Here is a 24,343-nt window from a genome sequence, read left to right on the forward strand (position 1 = left end):
ATTAAGTCCGCTCTTAAACAGATAATATATCAGATTCGAAATTTGTGATTAACACAGATCTCTACTTTACTATTTCGCCACCCGCAACGCAATCGCATAAGCATCTGGTAAGATACTTTCTTCAACAGCTTTAAGAGTAGCGAAATAGTAAGGGGAGGTTTATATCATTCAAAAACTATGGAAAGAAGGGCAACATAATGATTCTGTTTAAGGTATTAAAATGAGACCTTTTCTCTAGATCCATTGTGGGAAATCTTCCATGCCCCTCTACTTTTATAAGTTTAAAAATTCTCGGAATCTTATCATAAGAGGTAGAGTACTTGACCCAAGGATATAGGAAAATGATATATTGGCAGTCCGAAGAAAAGTTCCAATGGAAACTCGGGGAGTGTTGGAATTAGCTTCTAGGGGCTCACTACCTATGCCCTCAATGGTCCCACCGGTGGTAATAATATGTATCATAATTTAATGTAAATAAATTTGCCATTTAAAAGTGGTAATACAACAAATTGAAGAATTACTTCAATTAATTTCAACGATGAAAGTTATTATTACATATCATCTATAAAAGAAAAATGCCTTTTTGAGAATAAAAAATTATCTCCAAAAAAAAAGGAAGACAGAATTATTCCTACTTCCTTCTTTAGAGGCTAACTAAAACTAAACTTATGAATGAACAAATATAACCTTACATAGACGTTCTTATTTTAAGAAGGTATCAAGAGAATATAATGAAAATGTTTCGGTAGAAAAATCAGGAAAATATTTAAGATTTTATGTTGATCCTTTAAATTTATTTCTCTGACTTTAAAACAAATAGGTTATTATGAATTCTGATCGAGAGATCAGCGTATAAATGACTATTTTCGATAATTTTTCTTTACATAAAATTAAAGATTATCTAACCTTATAATCTTACAAATATTAAAAATAATGACTTTTTTTGAATGATAAATTTACTATAAGTAAATAAATGATTAAAAGGTCACAATTATTTTTTATTTTACACGCAATGGTAGCTTCTTTTGGAGCTTATTTTTGTATGTACGCCTTTAGGAAACCATTCACTGTGGCAACTTTTGATGGCTTGAATTTTTTAGGTATAGACTATAAGATATGGCTCATTATTGCCCAAGTTGTTGGATATATGATTTCCAAGTTTATAGGAATAAAAATAATAGCCGAATTAAAACCTAGAAAACGAGGTTTTTATTTATTGGTTTTAATAGGTCTCGCTGAACTCAGTTTGATTTTATTTGCTTTTACCCCCATGCCTTATAATATAATATTCATGTTCTTGAACGGACTCCCACTAGGATTGATTTGGGGCATTGTTTTTTCTTATTTGGAAGGCAGGAAATTTACAGAGTTTTTGGGTTTGGCACTCACTTCTAGTTTTATTATTTCCAGTGGAGTAGTTAAATCTGTAGGCTTGGTGGTGATGCAGCAATGGAATGTAAGTCAATTTTGGATGCCTTCTGTTACCGGGGGTTTGTTTGTTCTGCCTTTGATTTTATTTACATGGATGCTTGGTAAGATTCCGCCCCCAACACATGAGGATATAAGATTAAGGTGTAAAAGGGGCCCTATGTCCAAGCAGGAAAGAAAGGTACTTATTAAAACCTTTTTGTTACCTATTATGGTACTCGTCCTTTTTTATACTTTTTTAACCGCATTTCGCGATTTTCGGGATAATTTTTCCAGGGAGATTTGGGATGCCATTGGTTTTCAGGGCAATGCTTCGGTTTATACTGTTTATGAACTGCCCATTGCTTTCCTTGTAATAATTATTTTGGGCTTTCTGGGCTTCATTAAGAATAATTACAAGGCTTTTATTACCTATCATTATCTTTTTATAGCTGGGGTTTTGGTTACCGGTCTGGCTACATTTTGTTTTCAAATTGGAATTTTGGCACCCTCGTTATGGATGGTACTGGTGGGGTTTGGACTTTATATATGCTATGTGCCATTCAATTGTATATTTTTTGACAGGATGGTAGCAGCTTTCAGGATTAAAGGAAATTCAGGTTTTCTTATTTACATTGCTGATAGCTTTGGGTATTTGGGCAGCATCCTTATCCTTTTATACAAAAATTTTGGCCTGCCTAATTTATCATGGTTGAATTTTTTTATATATGGCAGCTACGTGATAACATTTATTGGCTTATGTACAGCCACAGCTTCTATGGTCTACTTTAAATTGAAGAAGAGAAAAAAGAAAGATAGTAAATTGTATAATCTAAGTTTGAATGGAAGACAAATATGATTTGATTGTAGTAGGGGGTGGTGTCCTGGGGACATTTCATGCCTATCACGCTTTAAAAAAAGGGTTTAGAGTGGCCTTAATTGAAAAAGATGCCAAACCTATGGGGGCCACTGTACGTAATTTTGGTCAAGTAGTACCTTCTGGAATGAACTTGAAATGGCAGGCATATGGACGTGAAAGTTTGCGAATTTATAAGGAAATTCAACAAGTTTTTGATATTTCTTTACGGCAGAACGGTACGGTTTATCTTGCTTCCAATCAGGAAGAGCAACAGTTGCTGGAAGAGCTTTTCCAAATTAATCAACGTAACAATTATGAGTCCAGGTTACTTAGCAAAAATGAGTGCTTAAAAAATTACAGGGGGCTAAAATCCTCTTATGCACTGGCCGGTTTATATTTTCCACAGGAAGTTACCATAGAGCCCCGTACAATGATATATAAGCTACACCGTTACCTTAATGAAGAATACAGTCTTCACATTTTATATAATACAGCAGTCACAAACTGTATTACAGTGAATAATAACGTTGAAGTTTCTATCTCCAAAAGAGCAGAGCCTCTCAAAGCAAAAAAAGTCATCGTTTGTAATGGCAACGAATTTAAAGTTCTTTTTTCCGAAATCTTTGAAAAAAGTAATATAGAAGTTACAAAATTACAAATGCTACAAACCAAGCCCCAAGTCAATTATACCCTTCCGGGCTCCATTCTCACCGGCTGGTCCATCCGTCGCTACGAAGCTTTTGTCGAGTGTCCGTCTTATCAGGAGATAAAATCTCGCGAAGCCGTGCATAGCAAGCAAAAAAAATGGGGTGTACATATCCTTTTCAAACAAGCTGTGGATGGTTCGATAATTATTGGGGATTCCCATGAATACACTACAGTAGATAAAATTGACCAATTGGGTTTCGATCTAGACCAAAATATTGACAATTTTATGCTCAACGAAGCAAAAAAAATCTTCCAATTGCCCAATTTTGATATTCAGAGGAGATGGTATGGCCTGTATTCCCAATGTACCTCTAAAGACTTATTTGTGTATGATATAGATGAAAATATACATATAGCCACAGCAATAGGCGGCAAGGGAATGACAGGGAGTGCAGGCTTTTCAAAAGAAAATATAAATAGAATTTTAAATATCAAATAAAAATGAACAAATTTAAAATGGGCGTGTTCGATATGGCAGGGACCACAGTGGACGAAAAAAACCTCGTTTATAAAACACTAGAAGAAGCAATTTCGGAATATGGCTACCAGGTCAATTTATCATTTGTATTGGTACATGGTGCTGGTAAGGAAAAACATCAAGCCATTAAAGATATTCTTAAAGCTTTAAATATAAAGGCAAATTTAGATCGAGAGACTGATAAAATATATGAAAAATTTAAGCATAAATTGGATATGGTATATAGGCACATTGAGGTGCGTCCTTTTGACGGAGCTTTAGAAGTTTTTAGGAGTTTAAGAAAGGATGGGGTTAAGATCGTATTGAATACCGGTTATGATCGGGAGACCGCTGAATATTTATTAAGTGGCCTCAACTGGCAAATAGGTGTTGATTTTGATTTATTGGTTACTGCCGATGAAGTTAAAAATGGAAGGCCAGCACCAGATATGATTTTACTGGCCATGAAAGAATTTGTGATTGATGATGCTGGAATGGTTTTTAAAATAGGTGACTCCAGCGTTGACATTGAAGAAGGTAAAAATGCAGGTTGCGGATTAACATTTGGAATTACCACTGGAGCTCAAAATAAAGACCAGTTAAAACAGGCATTACCGGATTATATTATTCAAACATTGAAAGAATTGCCCAAAATTTTGTTGGAAAGAAGCGTTTAGTTTGTTTGTGTTGGTGGAGAGAGCTTCAGAAATGGAGCTTTCTTTTTTTATAAGTAAAAATACATGACAAGCATTCTTGCTGTTCTGTTGCTTCTGTTAAATGGGACATGGGGGATACGCCCATCAAAGAATATAGAATCACCTTCTTTTAGAAGTACTTCCTCATTACCTATACTATAATTACATTCGCCTGCCAGCATATATTTGAATTCATAGGCATCAGTAATAACTTTTTCACGTTGCGAATTTGGGGAGACTTCCAGTAAAACAGCTTCGAACCCGATGGAAGAAAGTTGCTTGCCAAAAATGAATTTATAATTAAAACCTATGGCCTCTTCTTCTTTTTCTACCAGCGAGTTTTCTTCAGCTCTGGAAACAATATAATTAGCCCCATTAGTATTGGGCATTCCTTTAAAGAATTCCACTACCTCGACCTCCAGGCAATTAATAATATTGAGCAAAACAGGTAATGAAGGGATCGTACGGCCATTTTCTACACGGGAGATTAAACCATTGCTCACATTGGCCATGTTGGCGATATCACTTATGGTTTTTTTGTTTTCTTTCCTAATTTCCTTAATGCGCTTTCCTATACCAATTAAATAATCTTTCATCTGTTTTTTATAAAAATACTAATTTTTTATTTTTTTACTCTTGTAAAAAACCAATTAAAAAATGTTTACTAATAGTAAAACACTCTTCCTTAACTTATACATAATAAAGCACCCATAAATCTAACAATCATTTAAAATAAAAAGCTTATTAGGGTAATCTTTGTTTTTAATATTTGTAAAAATAAAATCAGATAATTTTATAAATAGTAAAAAAATGAACCTAAAAACATTAAGTAGCCTAATTGCTTTTTTGGCATTCCTAACGGGAGCGGCACAAAGTACATTTACAGGAACTGTTTTCGATGAAAACAACTTTCCCTTGCCAGGGGCGTCTGTTATTATTAAAGGCACCTCGGTTGGAACGATGACCGATTTTGACGGGAATTTTTCTATTGAAATACCAGGAGATGGAGAAATCTTGATTATCTCTTTTTTAGGCTACAAACCTTACGAACTGGATACATCCAATAAAACACAGGCAACTATAAACCTAATAATGGATTCAGACCAGTTGGATGAAATTGTCATCACAGCTTTAGGTATTAAAAAAGACAAAAAGAAACTGGGCTATTCTGTCCAAGAAGTTAAAGGGGATATTACAAAAGCCAGGGATCCTAACTTTCTAAATTCCCTTTCAGGTAAAGTAGCAGGATTGGTAATAGCACAATCCCCGGAATTTTTTAAAAGCCCCAATATCTCTTTAAGGGGGAAAAACCCACTACTAGTAGTAGATGGGGTTCCTTTAGGCACTGATTCCTATAATATTAGTCCAGATGATATAGAAAATATAACTGTTTTAAAGGGGGCTAATGCAGGGGCCCTTTACGGTGCCAATGGTGCCAATGGTGCTATCCAAATAACCACAAAACGGGGGACTGAGAATGATAGGGGTGTTGTTATAGAATGGAACAATAGTTCAATGCTTCAATCAGGTTTTAATGCCGTGCCTGAAGTTCAGCATTCTTATGGCCCCGGTTCTTATGGAAATTATGCCTTTGTAGATGGGAAAGGTGGGGGGATTAACGATGCTGATTATGACCAATGGGGTCCAAAATTTGACGGACAATTAATTCCACAATATGACAGTCCCTTGGATGCGGAGGGAAATAGGATACCCACGCCTTGGTTGGCCAGGGGTGTGGATAATTTTAAAAATTTTATGGAGGTGGGTTTTCTTGAAACAAACAACTTAACACTGGCTTCCAGCTCTGATGCGGGAAGTATTAGGTTTTCACCATCACATACTTTCCAAAAAGGGATTAACCCTAATACCAGGCTTAATATTTTTAACTATAATTTATCTGGGGTATATAATTTCAATGAAAATACAACAGTAAATGGATATGCCAATTTTAATTTTCAAACCTCCCCAAACAACCCAAATGTACAATACGGCCCAAACAGTTATATCTATAATATGTTGATATGGGGAGGTAGTGACTGGGATGTTCGCGATCTAAGAGATTATTGGCAGGAGGGAAAAGAGGGTCTTCAACAAAAGAATTTTGAGTATACCCGTTACAATAACCCCTATTTTATGGCCTACGAATGGTTGAGGGGATATTACAGCAATGATTATTCAGGACAACTAAGCCTTACTCACCGTTTTAATAAGCATGTCAATCTGGTTTTAAGATCCAATATTGCAGTTAACAATTTGTTTCAGGATGAAAAATTTCCTTATTCCGCCACCACCTACGGCAGGGAAAAAGCTCAAGGTGACTATAAAGAACGATATAATTATAGTATGAAAAATTATTCTGATGCTATGCTTAATTATAATGACAGTTTTGGTGATTTTGCCATAGATGGTTTATTGGGGGCCAACCTTGATATCAACAAAACAAGATCTACCTATGCTGCAACAGATTACCTTATAGTACCGGGATTATATAATTTAAGCAATTCGCAAACCCCCACCCAGCCTAACAATTATAAAACCCATTATGAAACTTACAGCTTATATGGCGCGGCAGATTTAGCCTATAAAAATTATTTATTTTTAGGGGTCACAGGTCGATATGAAAAGGATTCCAGATTACCGGAAAAAAACAATGCGTTTTTCTATCCTTCGGTATCCCTGAGTGCGGTTTTAAGCAGTATGATGGAATTGCCGGAGCAAATCAACTTTCTTAAATTAAGGGGCTCCTACGCCAAAGTAGGCACCTCTTTGACCAACATATATAGCAATTTAGACACCTATAACCTAGGAAGTTCCTATACTATTTCCGGAAAAACTTATAACCCTGCCTATGTGAACACCATATTGTCAAACCCCAACCTGGAGCCGGCTTATAATTCTTCTACTGAGGTTGGGTTGGAGACAGATCTATTCGAGAATAGGCTGGGACTTAATATGACTTATTTTGAAAATAAAAATGGCCCAAGGATATTTAACCTTAATTATTCGTTGGCATCAGGTTATACAGGTAAAAAACAAAACGGGATTACCACAAAGACAAAGGGTTGGGAAATATCTTTAAACTTGGTACCGGTTCAAAAAGAAAATTTTAATTGGAAGGTAGGCTTAAATTGGTCCACCTATAAGGAATTTTTGGATAAAGTATATACCGATCCCGAAACTAAGGAAGAGATAACGAATTATGGTCGGATAAATGTTGGGGATAGGTTTGATCCGTACTATGTCAATGATTTTATGCGAAGTGGGGACGGTCAATTGATAGTTGGAGATGATGGTAAGCCCATTATGGATAATTACCCAAGCCTTATAGGCTATAGGACGCCTGATTGGGCAGCTGGGTTGACAAATTCCATTAACTATAAAAACCTGGCTCTTAATTTTACCTTTGACGGCCGATATGGCGGGAAGATTGAAAACTATGTAAATCGTAAACTTTGGCAAAGTGGGCGTCATCCAGACAGTGATACCCCAGAAAGGGCTAATGATGTTCAGGGGATAAAATCATTTGTTGCCCCGGGGGTTGTAGTGACCGGCGGGGAACTTGTAAGGGATGGCGAGGGCAATATTATTTCAGATACACGTATCTATACCCCCAACACTACTGAAGTTTATTATCAGGATTATGCAAAAGCTTATCATGGAAGGGAAGCTGCCAATATTATTGATAAAACCTTCTTTAAGTTGAGGGAAATCGCCCTTACTTATAATTTACCTGGAAATATACTTGAAAATTCATTTATAAATCAAGCTTCCGTTTCCTTAATAGGAAGGGATCTGCTCTACTTTTCAAAACATAAAAATATCGATTTGGATCAATTTATTGATGAAGGTTCATCCCCATTACAAACACCAACTGTAAAAAGTTACGGTATCAATTTCAATGTTAAATTTTAAAAAATCGCAAAATGAAGACTACGCACAAAAGTTTAGCAATAACCGTACTCTCTTTGATTCTCCTCACGGTATCCTGTACCCCATTTGAAGAGTTGACAGACGATCCAAACTCGGCAACTACAGTACCCCCCTCATTGTTGCTTTCCGGAATATTAAGGAACCTTGCCCAAGAGGATGGCCCCTGGAGCGAAGCACAAAGGGACAATCAATTTTGGGTAATTTCCTTTGATTACTACGGGGATCAGGATTACAACTGGGGAGCCATCGATTTTAAATACGATGTATTGGCCAACGTAGAAGCACTGGAAGAAGAAGCCGCAGAATTGGATTCTAAAAATAAATATGGAGCAATGGCCAAATTCCTGAAAGCCTATTATTTCGATTATATGAGCAAAAGGGTTGGGGATATTCCATTGACCGAAGCCCTTCAGGGGGTTGGGGAAGGAAGTATAGAAAAACCCGCCTATGATTCCCAGAAAAAAGTTTATGAACATATTTTGGCGTTGCTCGAAGAAGCAAATACGCAAATGGCCCTAGCCAGGACAGAAGTTGGCACAGGCAGACTGGAAGGGGATCCATTATTGAACGGGGATTTGGAAAAATGGCAAAAAGTCATCAATAGTTTTCACCTTAGGGTATTGATTGGGTTAAGTGAAAGGGCAACGGAAATAGATGTGCCAAGTCGTTTTCAAAAGATCCTTAACGACCCCGCAAAGTATCCTTTAATGGAAAGCAACGAAGATAATTTACAAAGGGTTTATGGGAATGAACAAAATAACTTTTATGTACTGAATCCCGGTAATTTCGGTTTTAACAGGAACAGGAACATTATGGGCGCCACTTACCTTGATCTGTTAAAAGAAAGGAATGACCACAGGATTTTCGTAGTCGCTGACCCCGCACCGGAATTTTATGATCCCAACAAACCTGAAGATTTTTCGGCTTATATAGGGGCCAATACCGGGGATGAACAAGGCCCTATTCAGGTTGCTTCAGATAATGGCCAACTTTCCTATCCAAATGAAGAGCGTTATTATGATGATTATAGCGGGGAACCCTACATAATATTAGGATATCCTGAACAGGAATTTACAATTGCTGAAGCCATTAACAGGGGCTGGATATCGGCGGATGCAACAGCTCATTATAGAAATGGCATTGAAGCTTCTATGCTGTTCTATAATATCCCGGAAACTGAAATAGAAAATTACTTATCCCAAGATATGATTTCTTATAAAGGAGATAATGGTGAAGGCTTTAAGCAAATCCTTACCCAAAAGTACATAGCATTCTTTAATAATTCGGGTAGGGAGGCCTATTTTAATTATCGAAGGACCGGCATACCTAATTTTGATGTTGGCCCTTCCAATAACAATGGAGGCCAGATACCCCTGAGGTGGAAATACCCACAAAGTGAATTTCAGAACAATGAGGCAAATGTGAACCAGGCCCTAAGTGACCAGTTCGGGGGAACAGATGATATCAATGGGGTAATGTGGTTAATTGAATAAGATAACTGATTATTTTCATGGAATTTTTAAAACAATCAAATAATAAAAACATTCTTACAATGAAAAACTTAATTTTTATACTAAACCTATTCTTAATGTATGCTCCGTTAAATGCCCAGGAGAAAGTTATGGAAAATAGAAATAAGGTGGTGCTTATTACTCTTGATGGCCTACGCTGGCAAGAATTATTTACGGGCGCCGACCCTAAGTTAATTGCCAATAAAGAATATGTTTCTGATACCACCTCTCTAAAAGCAATGTTTTGGAAAAATACCGCGCAATCCAGACGGGAGGTATTGTTCCCTTTTATTTGGAATAAAATTGAAGGGGAAGGCGAAATTCATGGGAATAGAAATTTTGGGAGCAAGGTGGACCTAACAAACCATATGTGGTTTTCCTATCCGGGATACAATGAGATTCTAACGGGAAAGGCCGATGATGAAAACATACGCAGCAATGATAAAATATATAATCCCAATATGACCATTCTTGAAAAACTGAACAGGACTGAACAGTATTCCGGTAAGGTGGCTGCTTTTGCCAGCTGGGATGTTTTTCCTTATATTATTAATGACAAGAGAAGTGGTATCCCTGTAAACGCGGGTTTTGACAGTGCCAAAGGTAAAGATTTGACTGTGATAGAACAGTTTTTAAATAAAACACTGCCCCATACCCCCAGCCCCTGGGGCTCAGTAAGGTTAGATATGTTCACTCACAATTATGCACTGGAATATATGAAAAGAAAGCATCCTGATATTGTTTATATTTCTTATGGGGAAACTGACGATTTTGCACATGGGGGCAATTATCAAGCATATTTAAAATCTGCCCACAGCACCGATGAATTCCTAAGGGAGCTTTGGGATTATACCCAAGCAGATCCTTATTACAGGAATAAAACCACTTTTATTGTAACCACAGACCATGGCAGGGGAACAGAGCCTTTGGACACATGGAAAAGCCATGGCTCCAAAGTGGATGGTGCAGGCGAAGTATGGCTAATGCTTTATGGTGCAGGTGTGGAGCCTTTGGGGGAAGTGAAAGAGAAAGAACAACTATATACTACCCATATCGTAAATAAAATATATAATATTCTGGATTAGTCATCATAATTCTAAGATCCTTCTTTATAGTAATTTAAAGATAAAATAGGTTTAAGTTCACAACAAGAAATTTCTTTATGGCTAAGTTGTAACCTAAATAAAAAATGCTAGGTCATGGGAAAAATTAGGGAATATGTGTTTGATGCCAAAATATACAAAGTGTTGACAAATAGCTGTATTGATGTTCCAATAATTATTACTGATACTATGATATCCCAGATATCCCAAGATGAATATATAAGGGTAAAGGGCAAAATTAACGGCATTGGCTTCCATAAAAAACTGGTTCCTGTAAAGAATTATCCATATCGGCTTTTTGTAGATATCTGGATGTTAAAAAGGGCCGGAGTTAAAATTGGTGAAAAAGCAAGATTTGTTGTTCAGCAGGATTTGGAAATACCAGTAAGGTTACGTGCTAGTCATTAATCGTATCATAAGTATCATTCGTATGTATCTTATCTTTTTAACCTGATTTTGTAAATTAGGTATAACCTGTTTGCCTTATCGGCTTATTCTATATTAATAGGTTGTGCCATATATAAGAATTCGTAAAACCATCAAATTTTATCCATAATTGAAAGTATCGAATATTCATAAACGAATTTTAAACCAACCGAAAATAAAGCTGGTGGAATTACTTGAAACCCTGGCAACCGAAAATGATAAAATTTGGCCAACAGAAAAATGGCCGGCAATGAAATTCAAAAACGGAATTCGAACCGGAGCAAATGGCGGGCACGGACCCATAAGATATTCCGTTGAAAAATATGAACCAAATGAAATAATCCAATTTCGATTTTCAAAACCTGAAGGTTTTAATGGAATTCACAAGTTCGAGATTTTGTATATCCGCTTTTTGTCCTAATTGTTCTCTCGTCACGCTGAATTTATTTCAGGGTCTTAATATGGTATTGATTACCAATGTACTGAGATTCTGAAACAAGTTCAGAATGACGTCCTTTTTCAGTTTAGGACGCTTTACGGACAAACAAATTCGAGATTAACCAATTAGGAAAAAACAGAACAGAAATCCAACATACAATCGATATGCGGACTGCCGGAAAGGGTTTAATAATTTGGCCTTTAGCAATCCGTTCGTTACACAATGCCCTAATTGAAGATTCATTGGACAAAATAGAAAATAACTTTACTGCCAATAAAAAAACGACAGAATGGAATATTTGGGTAAAAATGCTAAGAAAAATATTGGTCAGAAAAAAAGTTAGGCAATATTAAGTACACTTACCACAGCAGAAATAATAAACTCAACACCTATTGCTATAACTATAAATCCAATAATTCTTGATAATGCATTTATACCAGAGGCACCAAGTGATTTAGTTATATAATATGAACTTTTCAATATTAGATAAATACATACCAAGGATAAAACAATTGCTCCAAGAATAATTAATACTTCATTTAATTCCTCAAATTCTTGATTATATGCTATTAGTAAAGATATAGTCCCTGGACCTGCTATCATTGGGATTGCTAAAGGAGTTAATGAAATATCAGCTCGGTTGCTAATATCTTCTTTTACCTTTTCCTTCTTCATTCCCTTATGCTTATTAAACTCTCCTGTCAATAAAGCAAAACCTGATGAAGCAATAATTAGTCCTCCTGCAATTTTTAAAGAATTTAATGTAATGCCGAAAAATAATAAAATAAACTTCCCTGCAAAAAATGATATAAGTAATATTATTAAAACATTTAGAGAAGTCCAAAACGCTATTTTATTTCGCTCTGATTTACTATGTTCTTGAGTTAAACTAACAAAAACTGGAACTGTACCAAAAGGGTTCATAACAGAGAATAATGCTCCAAAAATCATTATAAATAATCCCATTTATTTTTTCAGCAAAAATCACTCTATTTAAATTCTTCTAAATTAAATCTATGCAAAGTTTATATTAAATAGTGCATTAGGAATATTATATGAAGGTCAAATCACATTACCTACATTTTGGATATGGTTTGTTGCGTTTTTAAAGTACCTGATTTAACAAATACTGAATAGAAAACCTGTTAGCGTTTTCGTAAGTAAGCTAGAACTGACAATAAATTATTTGTATGCAGTATTTTTTTTTTACAATCGTCTATCTTTTTCTTGTATTTCAAGGTCATTAATACTTGCGTACCTTTTTTCCATTAGACCATTTTTGTTAAATTCCCAGTTCTCATTACCGTATGATCTGAACCATTTTCCATTTTTATTTTTATTTTTATTTTCGTATTCAAATCTTAAATTCCTTTCATTTTCTGTATTTCTATTTATAATTCTTGATGTTATCATGAAATTAATGAAGTTCTTGATATGGTGAATTGTTGCCAACGGGAGTCTGCATAGCAACTCAAGCTGGCAAAGTCTCATGACTTTAAGCCACTTTTAATACTTGGCACTTCAACGTCTCCATCCTGATGTTGAAACGAATTTTGTTATGCCCTGAAACTCGTAGTCAGTTCTAACCAATTTGTAACAAGGGTCGTGAGACTTCAATACGATTTCCTGTTCTTTTGTGATTGCGGCAGGTGCGAGGTCAGAAGACCTCACGCAACGACAAGTGTTGCGCCGCTGGGTTATCTTTGAAAAGATTAGGTTAATAGTAAAAAATATTGGTGCCCTCTGGTTTCTGCACCTATCAATGATCTATAAAAGAAAAATATTTTGGCAATCCGTTCGTTACACAATGCCCTAATTGAAGATTTATTGGACAAAATAGAAAATAACTTTACTGCCAATAAAAAAACGACAGAATGGAATATTTGGGTTATAATACTTAGGAAAGTATTCGCAAGGAAAAGAAGATAAAAACCGTTTGTCGAAAAATCACGCAGGAAACTTTATGGTACAAAACCGTAAATAAAAAATAGGGCGGGTAAGTGCTAAATATAAGGTTCGGGTGTGTTTGCGAGGTCAGAAGTAATCACAAAATGCAAAAGATCTGGCTTGAGGTTGGCGGAAAGAAAACTGCTTATCATATTTATTGACTACTTAGCAATTATAGTAAAATTTGCCAGAAGGGAAGTTGAATACCTGCCCGGTACACCTATGCTCAGTAGATGGGTCAACAAACATTCTTTAATACATGGCTTTATTTCATTAGGCTTAAGAAGGTGCATGGATTTTCGATTAAACCTTATTCCACTTTCGGCTTGAATGGTGGTTATCACTTCCATTATTATTATGTCATTGTTGTTCACCACGGTATAGGAATAGTGATATTTCACATTCGGGGTTTCTTTCAATTTTGGCTTTTGATTCTTGGGATCATAATGGAACCCATTAATTGGTCGATATTTCATTTTTTAGATTTTTCTTGAAAGAAGTGAAAGAAGCAAGAATTGTCTAAAATTAAAAATAAGCAGCCATATTAGGTTTAAAATATGATAAAGGAATAATTATTAAAGTATTAATTGAAGAAGTAAGAAAGGATTCAAATGGGATTGAAAAAATTGTATGATAAAATGAAATGCCTTAAATTGAAATGTGCGGTAAAAGCAAGCCCTATACTACTGATCCTTATTACAATATTTGCATAATTTCACCAAAGGAAATAGCTCCCTGGCCTTAAATTCCGCAAGGTCAGGCTCAATAAATACTCCTATTTCAATACGCCCACTTATATCGGGTAATAGTTCACAGTTGACCCTATGAACAATATGGGTATCATTTAACCTGGCTTTTTTTTCAACATAAAACCTGAACATTGGCTCTTTTGGTGGTAAAGGTAGATAATTTAGTTTTGAAATAAAGTCCAAAAAAGCCATACAGGAATGTTTGTACAAATTTATCAGAATTTGGAATTTTGACTATTTCCAAAAAATTACATTTTTAAGCTGTTTATTATAAAAAGGTTACTTGCTTGAAGATGTATTAAGGGAGTTGGATAAATTCCATAACAAAATAAATATGTTTCGATTGAACATTTAAAATAAACATAATGATTCATTGATAATGAATTAAACCTGAATGGGTAACTTCCTATTAATTTAAAAAAACGATTTTGTTCAATCAAGGATCGGATAGTTACAAAATTTCTTTAAAGTGCCCTTCCGTACTTTTACAACACCCCTCCCCTAATTTTTTTACCTTTTTTAAACTTGGGATTGGTAAGACTAAAAGCCTTTTTCAAGACTTTCTCGTTGCCGGGATATTTCGGTACAAAATTGCATCTTCTTTCTCTCCCGCCATGTATAAAGGCGGTTTTCTTAGAAACCTATACCAAAAACCAATCTCTAAACATTATGAAAAAGCGTGACGTGGAAGTGGTGGTAATTTCCGACACCCATCTAGGCACCTATGGGTGCCATGCCAGGGAACTTTTAAGCTATCTTAAAAGTGTAAAACCTAAAAAGTTGATCCTTAATGGGGATATTATAGATATATGGCAGTTTAATAAAAGCTATTGGCCAGAGTCCCATATGAAGGTAATCAAGCATATTATGGGTTTAATGGCCAAAGGGGTCAAAGTATATTACGTGACCGGCAACCATGATGAAATGTTGCGGAAATTTACAGGCTTTAAAATCGGGTCCCTGGAGATCGTAAACAAAGTAGTATTAAAACTCAACGGCAAAAGGGCGTGGGTTTTCCATGGTGATGTTTTTGATGTTACCATGCAGCATTCCAAATGGCTGGCAAAACTGGGGGCCAAAGGCTATGATGTACTGATCCTTATAAACAGGTTCTCCAATTATATTTCAGAAAAATTAGGGAGAGGAAAATTGTCTTTATCCAAAAAGATTAAAAACAGTGTGAAAAGTGCGGTAAAATTTATAAACGATTTTGAAGATATTGCCGCTGACATTGCTATTTCCAACGGTTATGACTATGTGATATGTGGTCATATCCACCAGCCAGAGATCAAAACGATTACAAAAGTGGAAGGGGAGGTGCAATATCTTAATTCTGGCGATTGGATAGAAAACCTTACCAGCCTGGAATACAACAAAGGGGAATGGAAACTTTATTATTTCATGGAAGATCAGGGAATTATAAAAAGTTTGGAAAAGGATAAAAAACTAATCCCTGGACCCACCCATGCACAACTTTTTGAAAATTTAGTTCAGGAATTAAATTTTATAAAGCCATAAATATGCGAATATTGTATGCTATTCAGGGAACTGGAAATGGGCATTTGTGCAGGGCATTGGATATTGTTCCCATCCTTCAGAAAAAAGGAGAAGTAGATATCCTTATAAGTGGCACCCAGGCCGATATTGTTTTGCCTTATAAGATCAAATACAGGTTTAAAGGCCTGAGTTTTGTTTTTGGAAAAAAAGGAGGTGTGGATTTATGGCAAACCTGGAGAAAAAATGATTCCAGAAGGTTCCTTTTAGATATAAAAAAACTTCCCCTTGAAGAATATGACCTTGTCATCAATGATTTTGAACCGGTTTCCGCCTGGTCAGCTGTTATAAAAAGGGCAACCTGTTTTTCTTTAAGCCATCAGGCAGCGGTATTGGCAAAAAATGCGCCAATGCCTTTGAAAAAAGATCCTTTTGGAAGGTTTATCTTAAAAAAATATGCCCCGGCCAAAAAGGCCTACGGTTTTCATTTTAGCGAATTCAATCATAATATTTTTACCCCGGTAATTAGAAAGCAGGTACGTCAACTAAAGGTGACCACCGGTGAACACTATACGGTATATCTGCCCTCCTATTCCGATAAAAAACTTGTGAAGATCCTGGGCCGGTTTCCTAAAATTAAATGGGAAGTCTTTTCCAAGCATAATAAAAAGGACGTGATTGTTAAAAATATCCATATACAACCCATCCATAATGAAAGGTTTTTAAATAGTCTTGCTTCCTGTAAAGGAGTGGTTTGCGGCGCCGGTTTTGAAACACCTGCCGAGGTACTTTTTCTTCGGAAGAAATTATTGGTGGTGCCTATGAAGAATCAGTATGAACAACATTGTAATGCGGCAGCCCTTAAAGGCTTGGGGGTTTGCGTACTTGAAAACCTAAAGAAAAAGCGTTCCCCGGAAATAGGACAATGGCTGAAAACCGATAAAATCATCGAAATGGAGTATCCTGATAAGACCGAAGATATTATAGACTTGCTTTTCGGGGACTATCAAAGGGAATACATCCCACATTCCATACTTTCATTTCCTCCAAAGCCAGAAGCTTTATAAATGATTATACAGCATAACAGTTTTAAGGCTGGCCATGATCGTTTCAGTAAAGAAGATTTTGGAACTGATTTTAAGTTTGGGGTCTCAGCAGCAGCTTTTCAAACAGAAGGCAGCGTATTGACCGATGGAAAAGGCCTATCTATTTGGGATGTTTTTTCGGAACAAAAAGGAAAAATATACAAGGGTCAGGATGCCCGGGAAGCCTGTGATTTCTATAACCGGTTTGAACAAGACCTTCTTCTAATGAAGTCAATGAACATTGCCAATTTCAGGTTTTCGCTCTCCTGGCCCCGCATCTTGCCCAAAGGCATCGGAAAATCCAACTCCAAAGGAATCGATTTTTATAATAAAGTTATCGATAAGTGCCTGGAACTGGGCATAGCGCCATGGATTACCCTCTATCACTGGGACTTGCCACAGGCGTTGGAAGACAAAGGGGGCTGGACCAATAGAAAAATTATTGACTGGTTTACAGGCTACGTCTCTTTATGCGCCAGGGAATTTGGGGATAGGGTGAAAAACTGGATGGTGCTGAACGAACCCCTGGTATTTACCGGCGCAGGATATTTTTTAGGTGTCCATGCCCCCGGAAAAAAAGGCTTGAAGAATTTTTTACCTGCAATGCACCATGCTGCAATTTGCCAGGCAGAGGGGGGCCGTATTTTAAGAGATATATTGCCCGAAGCACGAATAGGCACCACATTTTCCTGTTCCCTTATAGAACCTTACAGGAATATCCCTAAAGATCAATTGGCGGTAAAACGGGTGGATGCGCTTGTAAACCGTTTATTTCTCGAACCGGCACTTGGTTTGGGTTATCCCCGGGAAGATTTAAAATTTTTAAAGCACCTCGATAACTATTTTTTAACGGGGGATGAAGATCTGCTGAAATTTAATTTTGATTTTATTGGGCTTCAAAATTATACCAGGGAAGTGGTTAAACACACCTGTTTAGTACCTTATATACAGGCCATCAATATTAAAGCAACAAAACGAAAGGTTCCGGTCACGACCATGCAATGGGAAATTTTTCCTCAGGGGATCTATGAAATGCTTAAAAGGTTCGACTCTTACAAAGGCATAAAAAATATTATAGTCACAGAAAATGGTGCGGCCTTTCCCGATAAGTCTGAAAATGGAAAAATAGAAGATCCCGAGAGGCTTGATTATATCCGGAAATACCTGGAAGAGGTATTGAAAGCCAAAAAAGAAGGGGTGAACGTCAAAGGTTATTTTATATGGAGTTTTACAGATAATTTTGAATGGGCCGAGGGCTATCACCCTCGGTTTGGTCTCGTACACATCAATTATAAAACCCAGGAAAGAACAATAAAATCATCCGGGAACTGGTACAGCGATTTTCTAAAGCAGTTGGTTCGGAAAGAAACCTGATCCTCATAACCTCTTTTCACCATCTACTATTAAGTGATATTCGCAAATAAAATATTTACTGCAAAAGGGAAAATTGATCTTTAATTAAAACCCGAAAGGATATATAACCATGCCTTTGAAGGACTTTCCCTATTAAAAAGGCTAACTCAACTAAAAATAAAATTTCCTTTATGTTAAACAGCAGGTAGACTGGGTTCAGGATTTCCATTTTACATAAATATCAAGTAAAGAAAAAGAAATCGTTACGGCACAACAAACCCTCAAGGATGTTTTATTCCTGAATTTCTTATTTTTTTAACCCGCTGGTCCTTCCCGGGTTTTTGAATTCTAAAAAGTTTAAATTGAAATTCCCTTTTTCAAAATGAACCTTGATTTTATTAATCCCTTGTTTTAAAACCACATTTTTTAAGGTCAGGGTTTGCCAACTATTAATTCCTCCGGAAAATGGAATCTCAATACTTTCAGAAATTTTTCCGTTTTCGTCCTTAAGAAAAAGTTTACCTCCGACCTCATCACTGGAATAACGAATATCGACATCGAATACTTTTTCTGAAACCATTTCAATTGTGTATTGAAGCCATTCGTCATCTTCTATAAAACTCACCTGAAATCCATTGGTGACAGAATCATTACAAGATTGAATATCAACACCATCGTTTCGCATTGCCCCGCCTTTGTTCCATTTGGTGAATTTAGTCCCATCGTAATTTGCAATATCTTTATCAAAATAAGCGTACCCGTTTTGTCCCAGATCATATTCTGTGGCGAACACTTTCCCCGGCAGGCTGTGGTTTTTGTATTTTTTGGTATCTGATGTCTGCGCTTGCCTGAACATCGCATCGATCACGTCATATCTGATGGTGAGATTTTCCATTTTGAAGTTTTCGGCAATTTGCATTAAGGCCGATTTCGCAAAAGCTTCCGTTGGCTTTGTCCCCCCGTTTTTCCAATAATGCAATAATTTCTCATATTCCGGTGTGCTTGAAACCGAAGTAACCCCGGCTAAATTCTCGATCTTTTTCATGGGCCAAAAAGCCCAGCCAATATTATTTTTTTCCATCAGGCTGATTGTGGATACTTCGGATCAAATTGGGTTCTTCGTCACTTTTGGTGAAAAAATCATTAATTATTTACACGATCTAATCGAGTGGGACATACCCTTTTCCGTTTTGGGACTCCAGCCCAATCTTTTCAAGTAATTTATATATAGTTGTGGCTGTAAATTCGGTTTTATATTCTTTATTGATCCATTTCAAAAGTAAAGGCCCTGTCCATCGCTTGGATGTGTACCCATATTCAGATGGAGCGGTATTCAAAATAGTCTGCCGAATATGATCTAATTCTTTTTTGTTTAAGCTAGCTTTTCTACCACGCCCCACTTTGTCTTTGAGCCCTTCTATTCCCTGATGTTTAAATCTATGTACCCAGTTTAGCACCTGTTTAAAGCTTACCTGATAGATATCGGCCACCTCTCTGCTGGATTTTCCCTGGTGGATCAGGTAAACCATTTGCAACCTTAGAGCTACTCTATATTCTTGTCTGCTTTTGAGAATATTTTTGATCTCTTGAGGGTTTAATTCTTTCGGGTCTAACGTGTTTTTTTTGCCATTATTTTTCTTCTAAAAGAATATAAATATACACATTAATTGTGTGATTTAACAGGGTGTTTTTAAACTATGTACTATGCTTTCCTGCAAATTAAAAATTAAGCAAATTGCTGTATTCCATACTGATACAAAAATCATTTTCTCTATTCTTCCAAAACAAAAGCGCAGTAGCTGCCCTTTATGTAACAAATATGGTAATCGTATTCATAGTCATTATGTTCGAAGTTTAGCAGATCTTCCAATATCAGGAAAATTGGTACAATTACAGCTCAGGGCAAGAAAGTTTTTCTGCCGTAATAAAAGCTGTCCGCGAAAAATATTTACAGAACGCTTTAGCCAGGATATTCTGCCTTATGCAAGGCGCTTATGCCGTTCCATTGATGTGCTGCGTAGCATAGGCCTGGAAGTAGGTGGAAACAAAGGGGCATTGATTAGTCGTATTGCAGGTAACCCGGTGAGTTCCTCGACCATCTTGCGCCTAATTCAACAGTTGGAAATAGAAGGGACAACTACTACTTCTGGAGTCATAGGAGTGGATGATTGGGCATTTAAGAAAGGAAGGAACTATGGGGCCATCATTGTAGATCTTGAACGTAAGAAGGTTGTCGACTTATTACCGGATAGAGAAGCAGATACGTTGAAGCAGTGGCTTCTAAAGCATCCAGAAATTCATACAGTATCACGGGATCGCGCCGGTGCCTATTCGAAGGGAACTAAAGAAGGTACCAAAGAGGCCATCGAGGTAGCTGACAGATATCACCTCCATGTAAACCTTAGGGATGCTTTTAAAAGGGTACTTCACAAGCACAGTACAACTTTGAAAGCGGCCTTTATAGCTTTTAGCCGTCCGGGCAATAGAGAACCTCTATTGGAAGAAGAAAAGGCTCGTTCACTGCCAACACCTAAATGTACATCAAACTCACAGCGACAAATGAAATTTGAAAAGGCAAAGGAACTTCATCAGCAAGGATATAGGATAAAAACAATTGCCAAAATGCTTCAAGCCGGCCCCCGAACCATCGGGAAGTACATTCAGCATGACGAATTCCCGAAACGACAAGCGCCTGTACCACAAGCAACTATGACTAATTTTCATGAGTTCAGGGAATACCTTCCGAAATTTTACGGGAAACAGGACTATCCAACCTTATACAAAAATATCCGCGATAAAGGGTTTAATGGGAAGTATACCCAATTTTGCAGTAATATGAATCAGTTTATTAAGCCTGACTCTGACAATATTTTTTTGCCAAAATTATCACCAATAAAAACCTGGTCAACCTCGAAGATTTCCTTTATGGTATTATACCAATTTAACTATTAAAAGTCGTAATAAATGCATTTACATAATGGTGATTGCCAGTAATTGATTTTATTGTTTGCTTGCCCATATCTTTTACGATTTGATGTAGCCATTGTTTAAGTTCCTGCATTGATTTAAACCTTTGATTTTTAATATACTGCCATACTTGTTCACACGGATTGAGTTCTGGAGTGTAAGGCGGAATTCTCAACAAATATATATTCTCGGGCACATTAATGTTTTTTGTCGAATGAAAACCAGCATTATCAATTATCACAATTTTAAATTCTTGAGGTTTGTATTTAGAGAAGTTCTCTAGATAAGCTTCGAAAACAGTAGTATCTACTCCATCAATTTCCCAGACAAAACTATTTCCGTTTATTGGGGAATAACTACCATATAGATAAGTTGTTTTAAATATGTGTTGATATTTGACAATAGGTTTGATCCCGCAGGCTGTTAAGTGTTTGCCGGTATGGGTCATCATACCAAATCGAGCTTCATCTTGAAAGTACAAATTTACTTGCTTATACTTGTTTTTATTTAGACTTGTTCTAATGTTGTCTAGGTCATTAGGGAGTTTTTAAAAAAGCTTTTCCAGCTTCTTCATCTTTTTTATAATGAGATTTACGGGGGCTTTTAAGCTTGGTCTTAAAATGCTTTATCAAATATTTGCGCAACCAATGGTATTGTATATCTATGTCAAATTCATTATTTACCCACGCTTGCGCATCCCAATATCCTAAAAATCCCTGGTCGCTAGAATTCAAACGTTTTTCAAGTTCCTTATGTATTTCAGGAGTGATTATTTTTGACTTTTTGTTCTTGGGCAAATCAGTCAATAAAAACGATATTCCATTTTCAAGATACTGTTTTGTCCAGCGTTGTTGGGTTCGTGGATCAATACCTAAATAATCGCAAAGCTCGTGGCGTGTTTTAAATTTGTTCTCTTTTAGATAGATTAAAAACATAACACGCTTTTCATGCTTTATATTAGTTTGACTTTTGCGGAGTGCCCTAAGCTCTTCAACGCTTTGGGTTATTGTAAATTCCTGTGGTTTTGCCATTAGTAAATATACAAAAAAAATAGCGACATTGTATAAGTAAAATTGGTATAACCCATAGTTTGCAGATAAACAAATGAGTGGAAAAACGTGGCATGGTATAGGTGAACAGCAAATAGCAGGAGGAGTAAAAAGTGCTATTTTATACATCCACTAACAAACAACAAAGCCGACACGAACTATCGGAAGCGTCCCTTCACCCTGCTAACCTAGACCATTTTAAACAGAGTAATGACATAAATCTTTATTTCTCTTGTAAACATAAATTTCGGCGAAGTTATCGTCTTTAATTGTTGAACATTAATTTTGAGACGAAAGTCAAAATCAATTATACAAATTATTGAGAAGGCACTCCAATTTGTCTGAATGTTGATGATTAAAATTCGATGTTGACGATCTGTGAACTTTTAACATCAAATTGAAGGATTTCCCTAAAACCCAAAAACCTTGCAAATCATAGGATTTACAAGGTTTTGAGACTTTTTGTTCTTCTTAAAAGCGGTCTGGACGAGACTCGAACTCGCGACCCCCTGCGTGACAGGCAGGTATTCTAACCAACTGAACTACCAGACCGTTGCGTTATTGCGATGGCAAATATACACCTGTTTTTAGTTTCCACAAACGTTTTTTGGATTAATTTCGGATTAATTTTAGGGCTACCCTGCAAATTTTTGTCTCTCAACCAAATAGGTGGTTAAAATTTTTTCAAAACTCCCGCCAATATCGGCCTGCACGTACTTTATGCGGTATTTTGCACATTGCAATTTGAGCATATTGAAGTATGTTTCGACTGAATTTTGATAAGGTTCTTTCAAATTTTCAGCATAAATATCCAAATGAACTCCCGATTCTACATCTGTAAATCGTTTTGGAGCATTATCAAATTCGAAATTGACTTCTTTTTTCTTATCTATGACATGAAAAAGCACCACTTCATGCTTATTATATTTAAGATGTTTTAAAGCTTCAAACAATTCAGCTTCCTCTTTATCTTCCTGAAACATATCTGTAAAAAGAAATACCAAAGACCTTCTTTTTAATTTCTCTGCGATCTGATGCAAATATGAATAACTATCTGTAGTCCTATTTTGTACTGGATTGGCAACTATACTATCCAATTCGTTCAACAGCATATGGTGGTGCCGCTCACTGCCCTTCTCTGGGGCATAAAAATCGTAATTGTCGCTATACACGCTCAAACCAACGGCATCTCGCTGACGCTTTAAAATTTGCATTAGGGAAGCTGCTGCCAGCGCTGAAAAACCAATTTTATTTAATGAGTCCCTTTTGAAGCTTTTCATTATAGGGAAGTGCATAGAGGAAGAATTATCTATTATTAAATGACACCTTAAATTGGTCTCTTCCTCATATCGTTTTGTATATAACTTATCAGTCTTGGCATATAGTTTCCAGTCTATATGCTTTGTGCTTTCACCATTATTGTAAATTTTATGCTCGGCAAATTCTGCGGAAAAGCCATGAAACGGACTTTTATGAATTCCGGAAATAAAACCTTCTACCACTTGTCTGGCCAATAATTCCAAATTGATGAACCCACTGGATTTTTGGACTTCCTGTTCTAACATTTTTTAATTCTACTATTAACTTAAGAAAGGTAGGGAATATAATTTTTGAAGCTAAAAAGCCTCGCTAAATTTAGCGAGGCTTATATTTTTACTTTTGAAGTTCTCTATAAAAGAGCGTCCAATGCCTCGGCATATGTGTTCTTAGGTGCAACCCCAACTTGACGTCCCACAACTTCCCCGTTTTGGAATATAAGTACTGTTGGAATATTTCTCACACCATATTTAGCTGCAAATTCTTGGTTAGCATCTACATCCAGCTTTCCTACGATAGCTTTTCCGTCGTAATCTTTACTGATATCTTCTATAATTGGTCCAACCATTCTACAAGGTCCACACCATGCCGCCCAAAAATCAACCATTACTGGTTTTTCACTTTTTAATACGGTTTCTTCAAAATTAGCATCTGTTATTTCTAAAGCCATAATTTTTGTTTATTTCAATTAATATGTAAAAATAGTCAATTATTTCACCAAACCTTACAGCGCTTGTATCGGATTTGGCTATTCGAATATCAGGCGGTCTTATCCTTAATGAAAATGCCAATGCAATTGTCCTCATTGGATACGCTATAAAATTTCCACATTTCAATAAGCAGGATT

General features: G+C 36.3%; 23 protein-coding genes and 1 tRNA gene. 12 read left to right on the plus strand and 12 right to left on the minus strand.

Annotation, left to right across the window (positions count from 1 at the left end; translation table 11 throughout):
* The first annotated feature begins 973 nt into the window (after positions 1-973).
* The 3 genes from JM83_RS03895 to JM83_RS03905 are packed head-to-tail and all read left to right on the plus strand — an operon-like array spanning position 974 to position 4,108.
* Positions 974-2,266, plus strand: a complete 1,293-nt coding sequence (locus JM83_RS03895; RefSeq protein WP_144959551.1) for a DUF5690 family protein — start codon at positions 974-976, stop codon at positions 2,264-2,266.
* The gene (locus tag JM83_RS03900; RefSeq protein ID WP_144959553.1) at positions 2,250-3,413 is read left to right on the plus strand and encodes a TIGR03364 family FAD-dependent oxidoreductase; all 1,164 of its coding nucleotides are present in this window, start codon (positions 2,250-2,252) and stop codon (positions 3,411-3,413) included. Before JM83_RS03895 ends, JM83_RS03900 begins: the two co-directional genes overlap by 17 nt.
* A 2-nt stretch (positions 3,414-3,415) precedes the next feature.
* Positions 3,416-4,108: a phosphonatase-like hydrolase gene (locus tag JM83_RS03905; protein WP_144959555.1), complete on the plus strand. Its 693-nt coding sequence runs from the start codon at positions 3,416-3,418 to the stop codon at positions 4,106-4,108.
* Positions 4,109-4,155: 47 nt separating this feature from the next.
* Here JM83_RS03905 and JM83_RS03910 read toward each other — a convergent pair whose 3' ends face one another.
* On the minus strand, positions 4,156-4,722 hold the full coding sequence (locus tag JM83_RS03910; RefSeq protein ID WP_144959558.1) for a helix-turn-helix domain-containing protein: 567 nt from the start codon (positions 4,720-4,722) through the stop codon (positions 4,156-4,158).
* Between the two features lie 214 nt (positions 4,723-4,936).
* Between JM83_RS03910 and JM83_RS03915 the strand changes: the two genes are divergently transcribed.
* The 5 genes from JM83_RS03915 to JM83_RS03935 all read left to right on the plus strand — a co-directional run bounded on the left by JM83_RS03915 (position 4,937) and on the right by JM83_RS03935 (position 11,517).
* Positions 4,937-8,038 carry a SusC/RagA family TonB-linked outer membrane protein gene (locus JM83_RS03915; protein ID WP_144959560.1) on the plus strand — a complete coding sequence of 1,034 codons (3,102 nt, stop codon included), beginning with the start codon at positions 4,937-4,939 and terminating at the stop codon, positions 8,036-8,038.
* An 11-nt stretch (positions 8,039-8,049) separates the two neighbouring features.
* Positions 8,050-9,549, plus strand: a complete 1,500-nt coding sequence (locus JM83_RS03920) for a SusD/RagB family nutrient-binding outer membrane lipoprotein (RefSeq protein WP_144959562.1) — start codon at positions 8,050-8,052, stop codon at positions 9,547-9,549.
* 59 nt (positions 9,550-9,608) lie between these two features.
* Positions 9,609-10,652 (plus strand): alkaline phosphatase family protein, encoded by a 1,044-nt coding sequence (locus JM83_RS03925; protein WP_144959564.1) that lies wholly within the window; start codon positions 9,609-9,611, stop codon positions 10,650-10,652.
* 114 nt (positions 10,653-10,766) lie between these two features.
* Positions 10,767-11,078, plus strand: coding sequence for a DUF1905 domain-containing protein (locus JM83_RS03930; protein WP_144959566.1), 312 nt, complete (start codon positions 10,767-10,769; stop codon positions 11,076-11,078).
* 202 nt (positions 11,079-11,280) lie between these two features.
* Positions 11,281-11,517, plus strand: coding sequence for a hypothetical protein (locus tag JM83_RS03935; protein WP_186434942.1), 237 nt, complete (start codon positions 11,281-11,283; stop codon positions 11,515-11,517).
* Between the two features lie 357 nt (positions 11,518-11,874).
* On the opposite strand, the gene JM83_RS03940 is transcribed toward JM83_RS03935, so the two are convergent.
* From JM83_RS03940 to JM83_RS03955, 4 genes are all read right to left on the minus strand, one after another.
* The gene (locus tag JM83_RS03940) at positions 11,875-12,501 is read right to left on the minus strand and encodes a MarC family NAAT transporter (protein WP_144959570.1); all 627 of its coding nucleotides are present in this window, start codon (positions 12,499-12,501) and stop codon (positions 11,875-11,877) included.
* A 240-nt stretch (positions 12,502-12,741) separates the two neighbouring features.
* Positions 12,742-12,948 carry a DUF1348 family protein gene (locus tag JM83_RS19360; RefSeq protein WP_315897839.1) on the minus strand — a complete coding sequence of 69 codons (207 nt, stop codon included), beginning with the start codon at positions 12,946-12,948 and terminating at the stop codon, positions 12,742-12,744.
* 695 nt (positions 12,949-13,643) lie between these two features.
* Positions 13,644-13,958 (minus strand): hypothetical protein, encoded by a 315-nt coding sequence (locus tag JM83_RS03950; RefSeq protein WP_144959575.1) that lies wholly within the window; start codon positions 13,956-13,958, stop codon positions 13,644-13,646.
* Positions 13,959-14,165: 207 nt separating this feature from the next.
* Complete coding sequence (locus JM83_RS03955; protein WP_144959577.1) at positions 14,166-14,423, minus strand: hypothetical protein; 258 nt, start codon at positions 14,421-14,423, stop codon at positions 14,166-14,168.
* Positions 14,424-14,900: 477 nt separating this feature from the next.
* Here JM83_RS03955 and JM83_RS03960 point away from each other — a divergent pair, with 477 nt between their 5' ends.
* From JM83_RS03960 to JM83_RS03970, 3 genes are read left to right on the plus strand one after another with little or no spacing between them, the layout of a single operon-like run.
* Entirely contained in the window at positions 14,901-15,749 is an 849-nt protein-coding gene (locus JM83_RS03960; protein WP_144959578.1) for a UDP-2,3-diacylglucosamine diphosphatase, read from the plus strand.
* 2 nt (positions 15,750-15,751) lie between these two features.
* The gene (locus JM83_RS03965; protein ID WP_144959580.1) at positions 15,752-16,792 is read left to right on the plus strand and encodes a glycosyltransferase family protein; all 1,041 of its coding nucleotides are present in this window, start codon (positions 15,752-15,754) and stop codon (positions 16,790-16,792) included.
* Positions 16,793-18,184: a GH1 family beta-glucosidase gene (locus JM83_RS03970; protein ID WP_144959582.1), complete on the plus strand. Its 1,392-nt coding sequence runs from the start codon at positions 16,793-16,795 to the stop codon at positions 18,182-18,184.
* Between the two features lie 286 nt (positions 18,185-18,470).
* Here JM83_RS03970 and JM83_RS03975 read toward each other — a convergent pair whose 3' ends face one another.
* Both JM83_RS03975 and JM83_RS03980 read right to left on the minus strand, forming a co-directional pair.
* Positions 18,471-19,244 (minus strand): carbohydrate-binding domain-containing protein, encoded by a 774-nt coding sequence (locus JM83_RS03975; RefSeq protein WP_144959584.1) that lies wholly within the window; start codon positions 19,242-19,244, stop codon positions 18,471-18,473.
* Between the two features lie 79 nt (positions 19,245-19,323).
* Positions 19,324-19,746, minus strand: a complete 423-nt coding sequence (locus tag JM83_RS03980; RefSeq protein WP_315897857.1) for a helix-turn-helix domain-containing protein — start codon at positions 19,744-19,746, stop codon at positions 19,324-19,326.
* Positions 19,747-19,867: 121 nt separating this feature from the next.
* Here JM83_RS03980 and JM83_RS03985 point away from each other — a divergent pair, with 121 nt between their 5' ends.
* Positions 19,868-21,115, plus strand: coding sequence for an ISL3 family transposase (locus tag JM83_RS03985; protein ID WP_144959588.1), 1,248 nt, complete (start codon positions 19,868-19,870; stop codon positions 21,113-21,115).
* Here JM83_RS03985 and JM83_RS03990 read toward each other — a convergent pair.
* From JM83_RS03990 to trxA, 5 genes are all read right to left on the minus strand, one after another.
* On the minus strand, positions 21,105-21,653 hold the full coding sequence (locus JM83_RS03990) for an IS630 family transposase (RefSeq protein WP_144959590.1): 549 nt from the start codon (positions 21,651-21,653) through the stop codon (positions 21,105-21,107). The two genes, JM83_RS03985 and JM83_RS03990, sit on opposite strands and share 11 nt — an antisense overlap.
* Positions 21,654-21,666: 13 nt before the next feature.
* Positions 21,667-22,065, minus strand: coding sequence for a winged helix-turn-helix domain-containing protein (locus tag JM83_RS19070; protein ID WP_186434943.1), 399 nt, complete (start codon positions 22,063-22,065; stop codon positions 21,667-21,669).
* A gap of 592 nt (positions 22,066-22,657) precedes the next feature.
* Positions 22,658-22,731 (minus strand) — tRNA-Asp (locus tag JM83_RS04000).
* 83 nt (positions 22,732-22,814) lie between these two features.
* Positions 22,815-23,744: a DUF58 domain-containing protein gene (locus JM83_RS04005; protein WP_144959594.1), complete on the minus strand. Its 930-nt coding sequence runs from the start codon at positions 23,742-23,744 to the stop codon at positions 22,815-22,817.
* Positions 23,745-23,848: 104 nt separating this feature from the next.
* Entirely contained in the window at positions 23,849-24,166 is a 318-nt protein-coding gene (gene trxA / locus JM83_RS04010) for a thioredoxin (RefSeq protein ID WP_144959597.1), read from the minus strand.
* Between the last annotated feature and the right edge of the window lie 177 nt (positions 24,167-24,343).

Origin of the sequence: Gillisia sp. Hel_I_86, assembly GCF_007827275.1 — a bacterium.
GTDB lineage: Bacteria > Bacteroidota > Bacteroidia > Flavobacteriales > Flavobacteriaceae > Gillisia.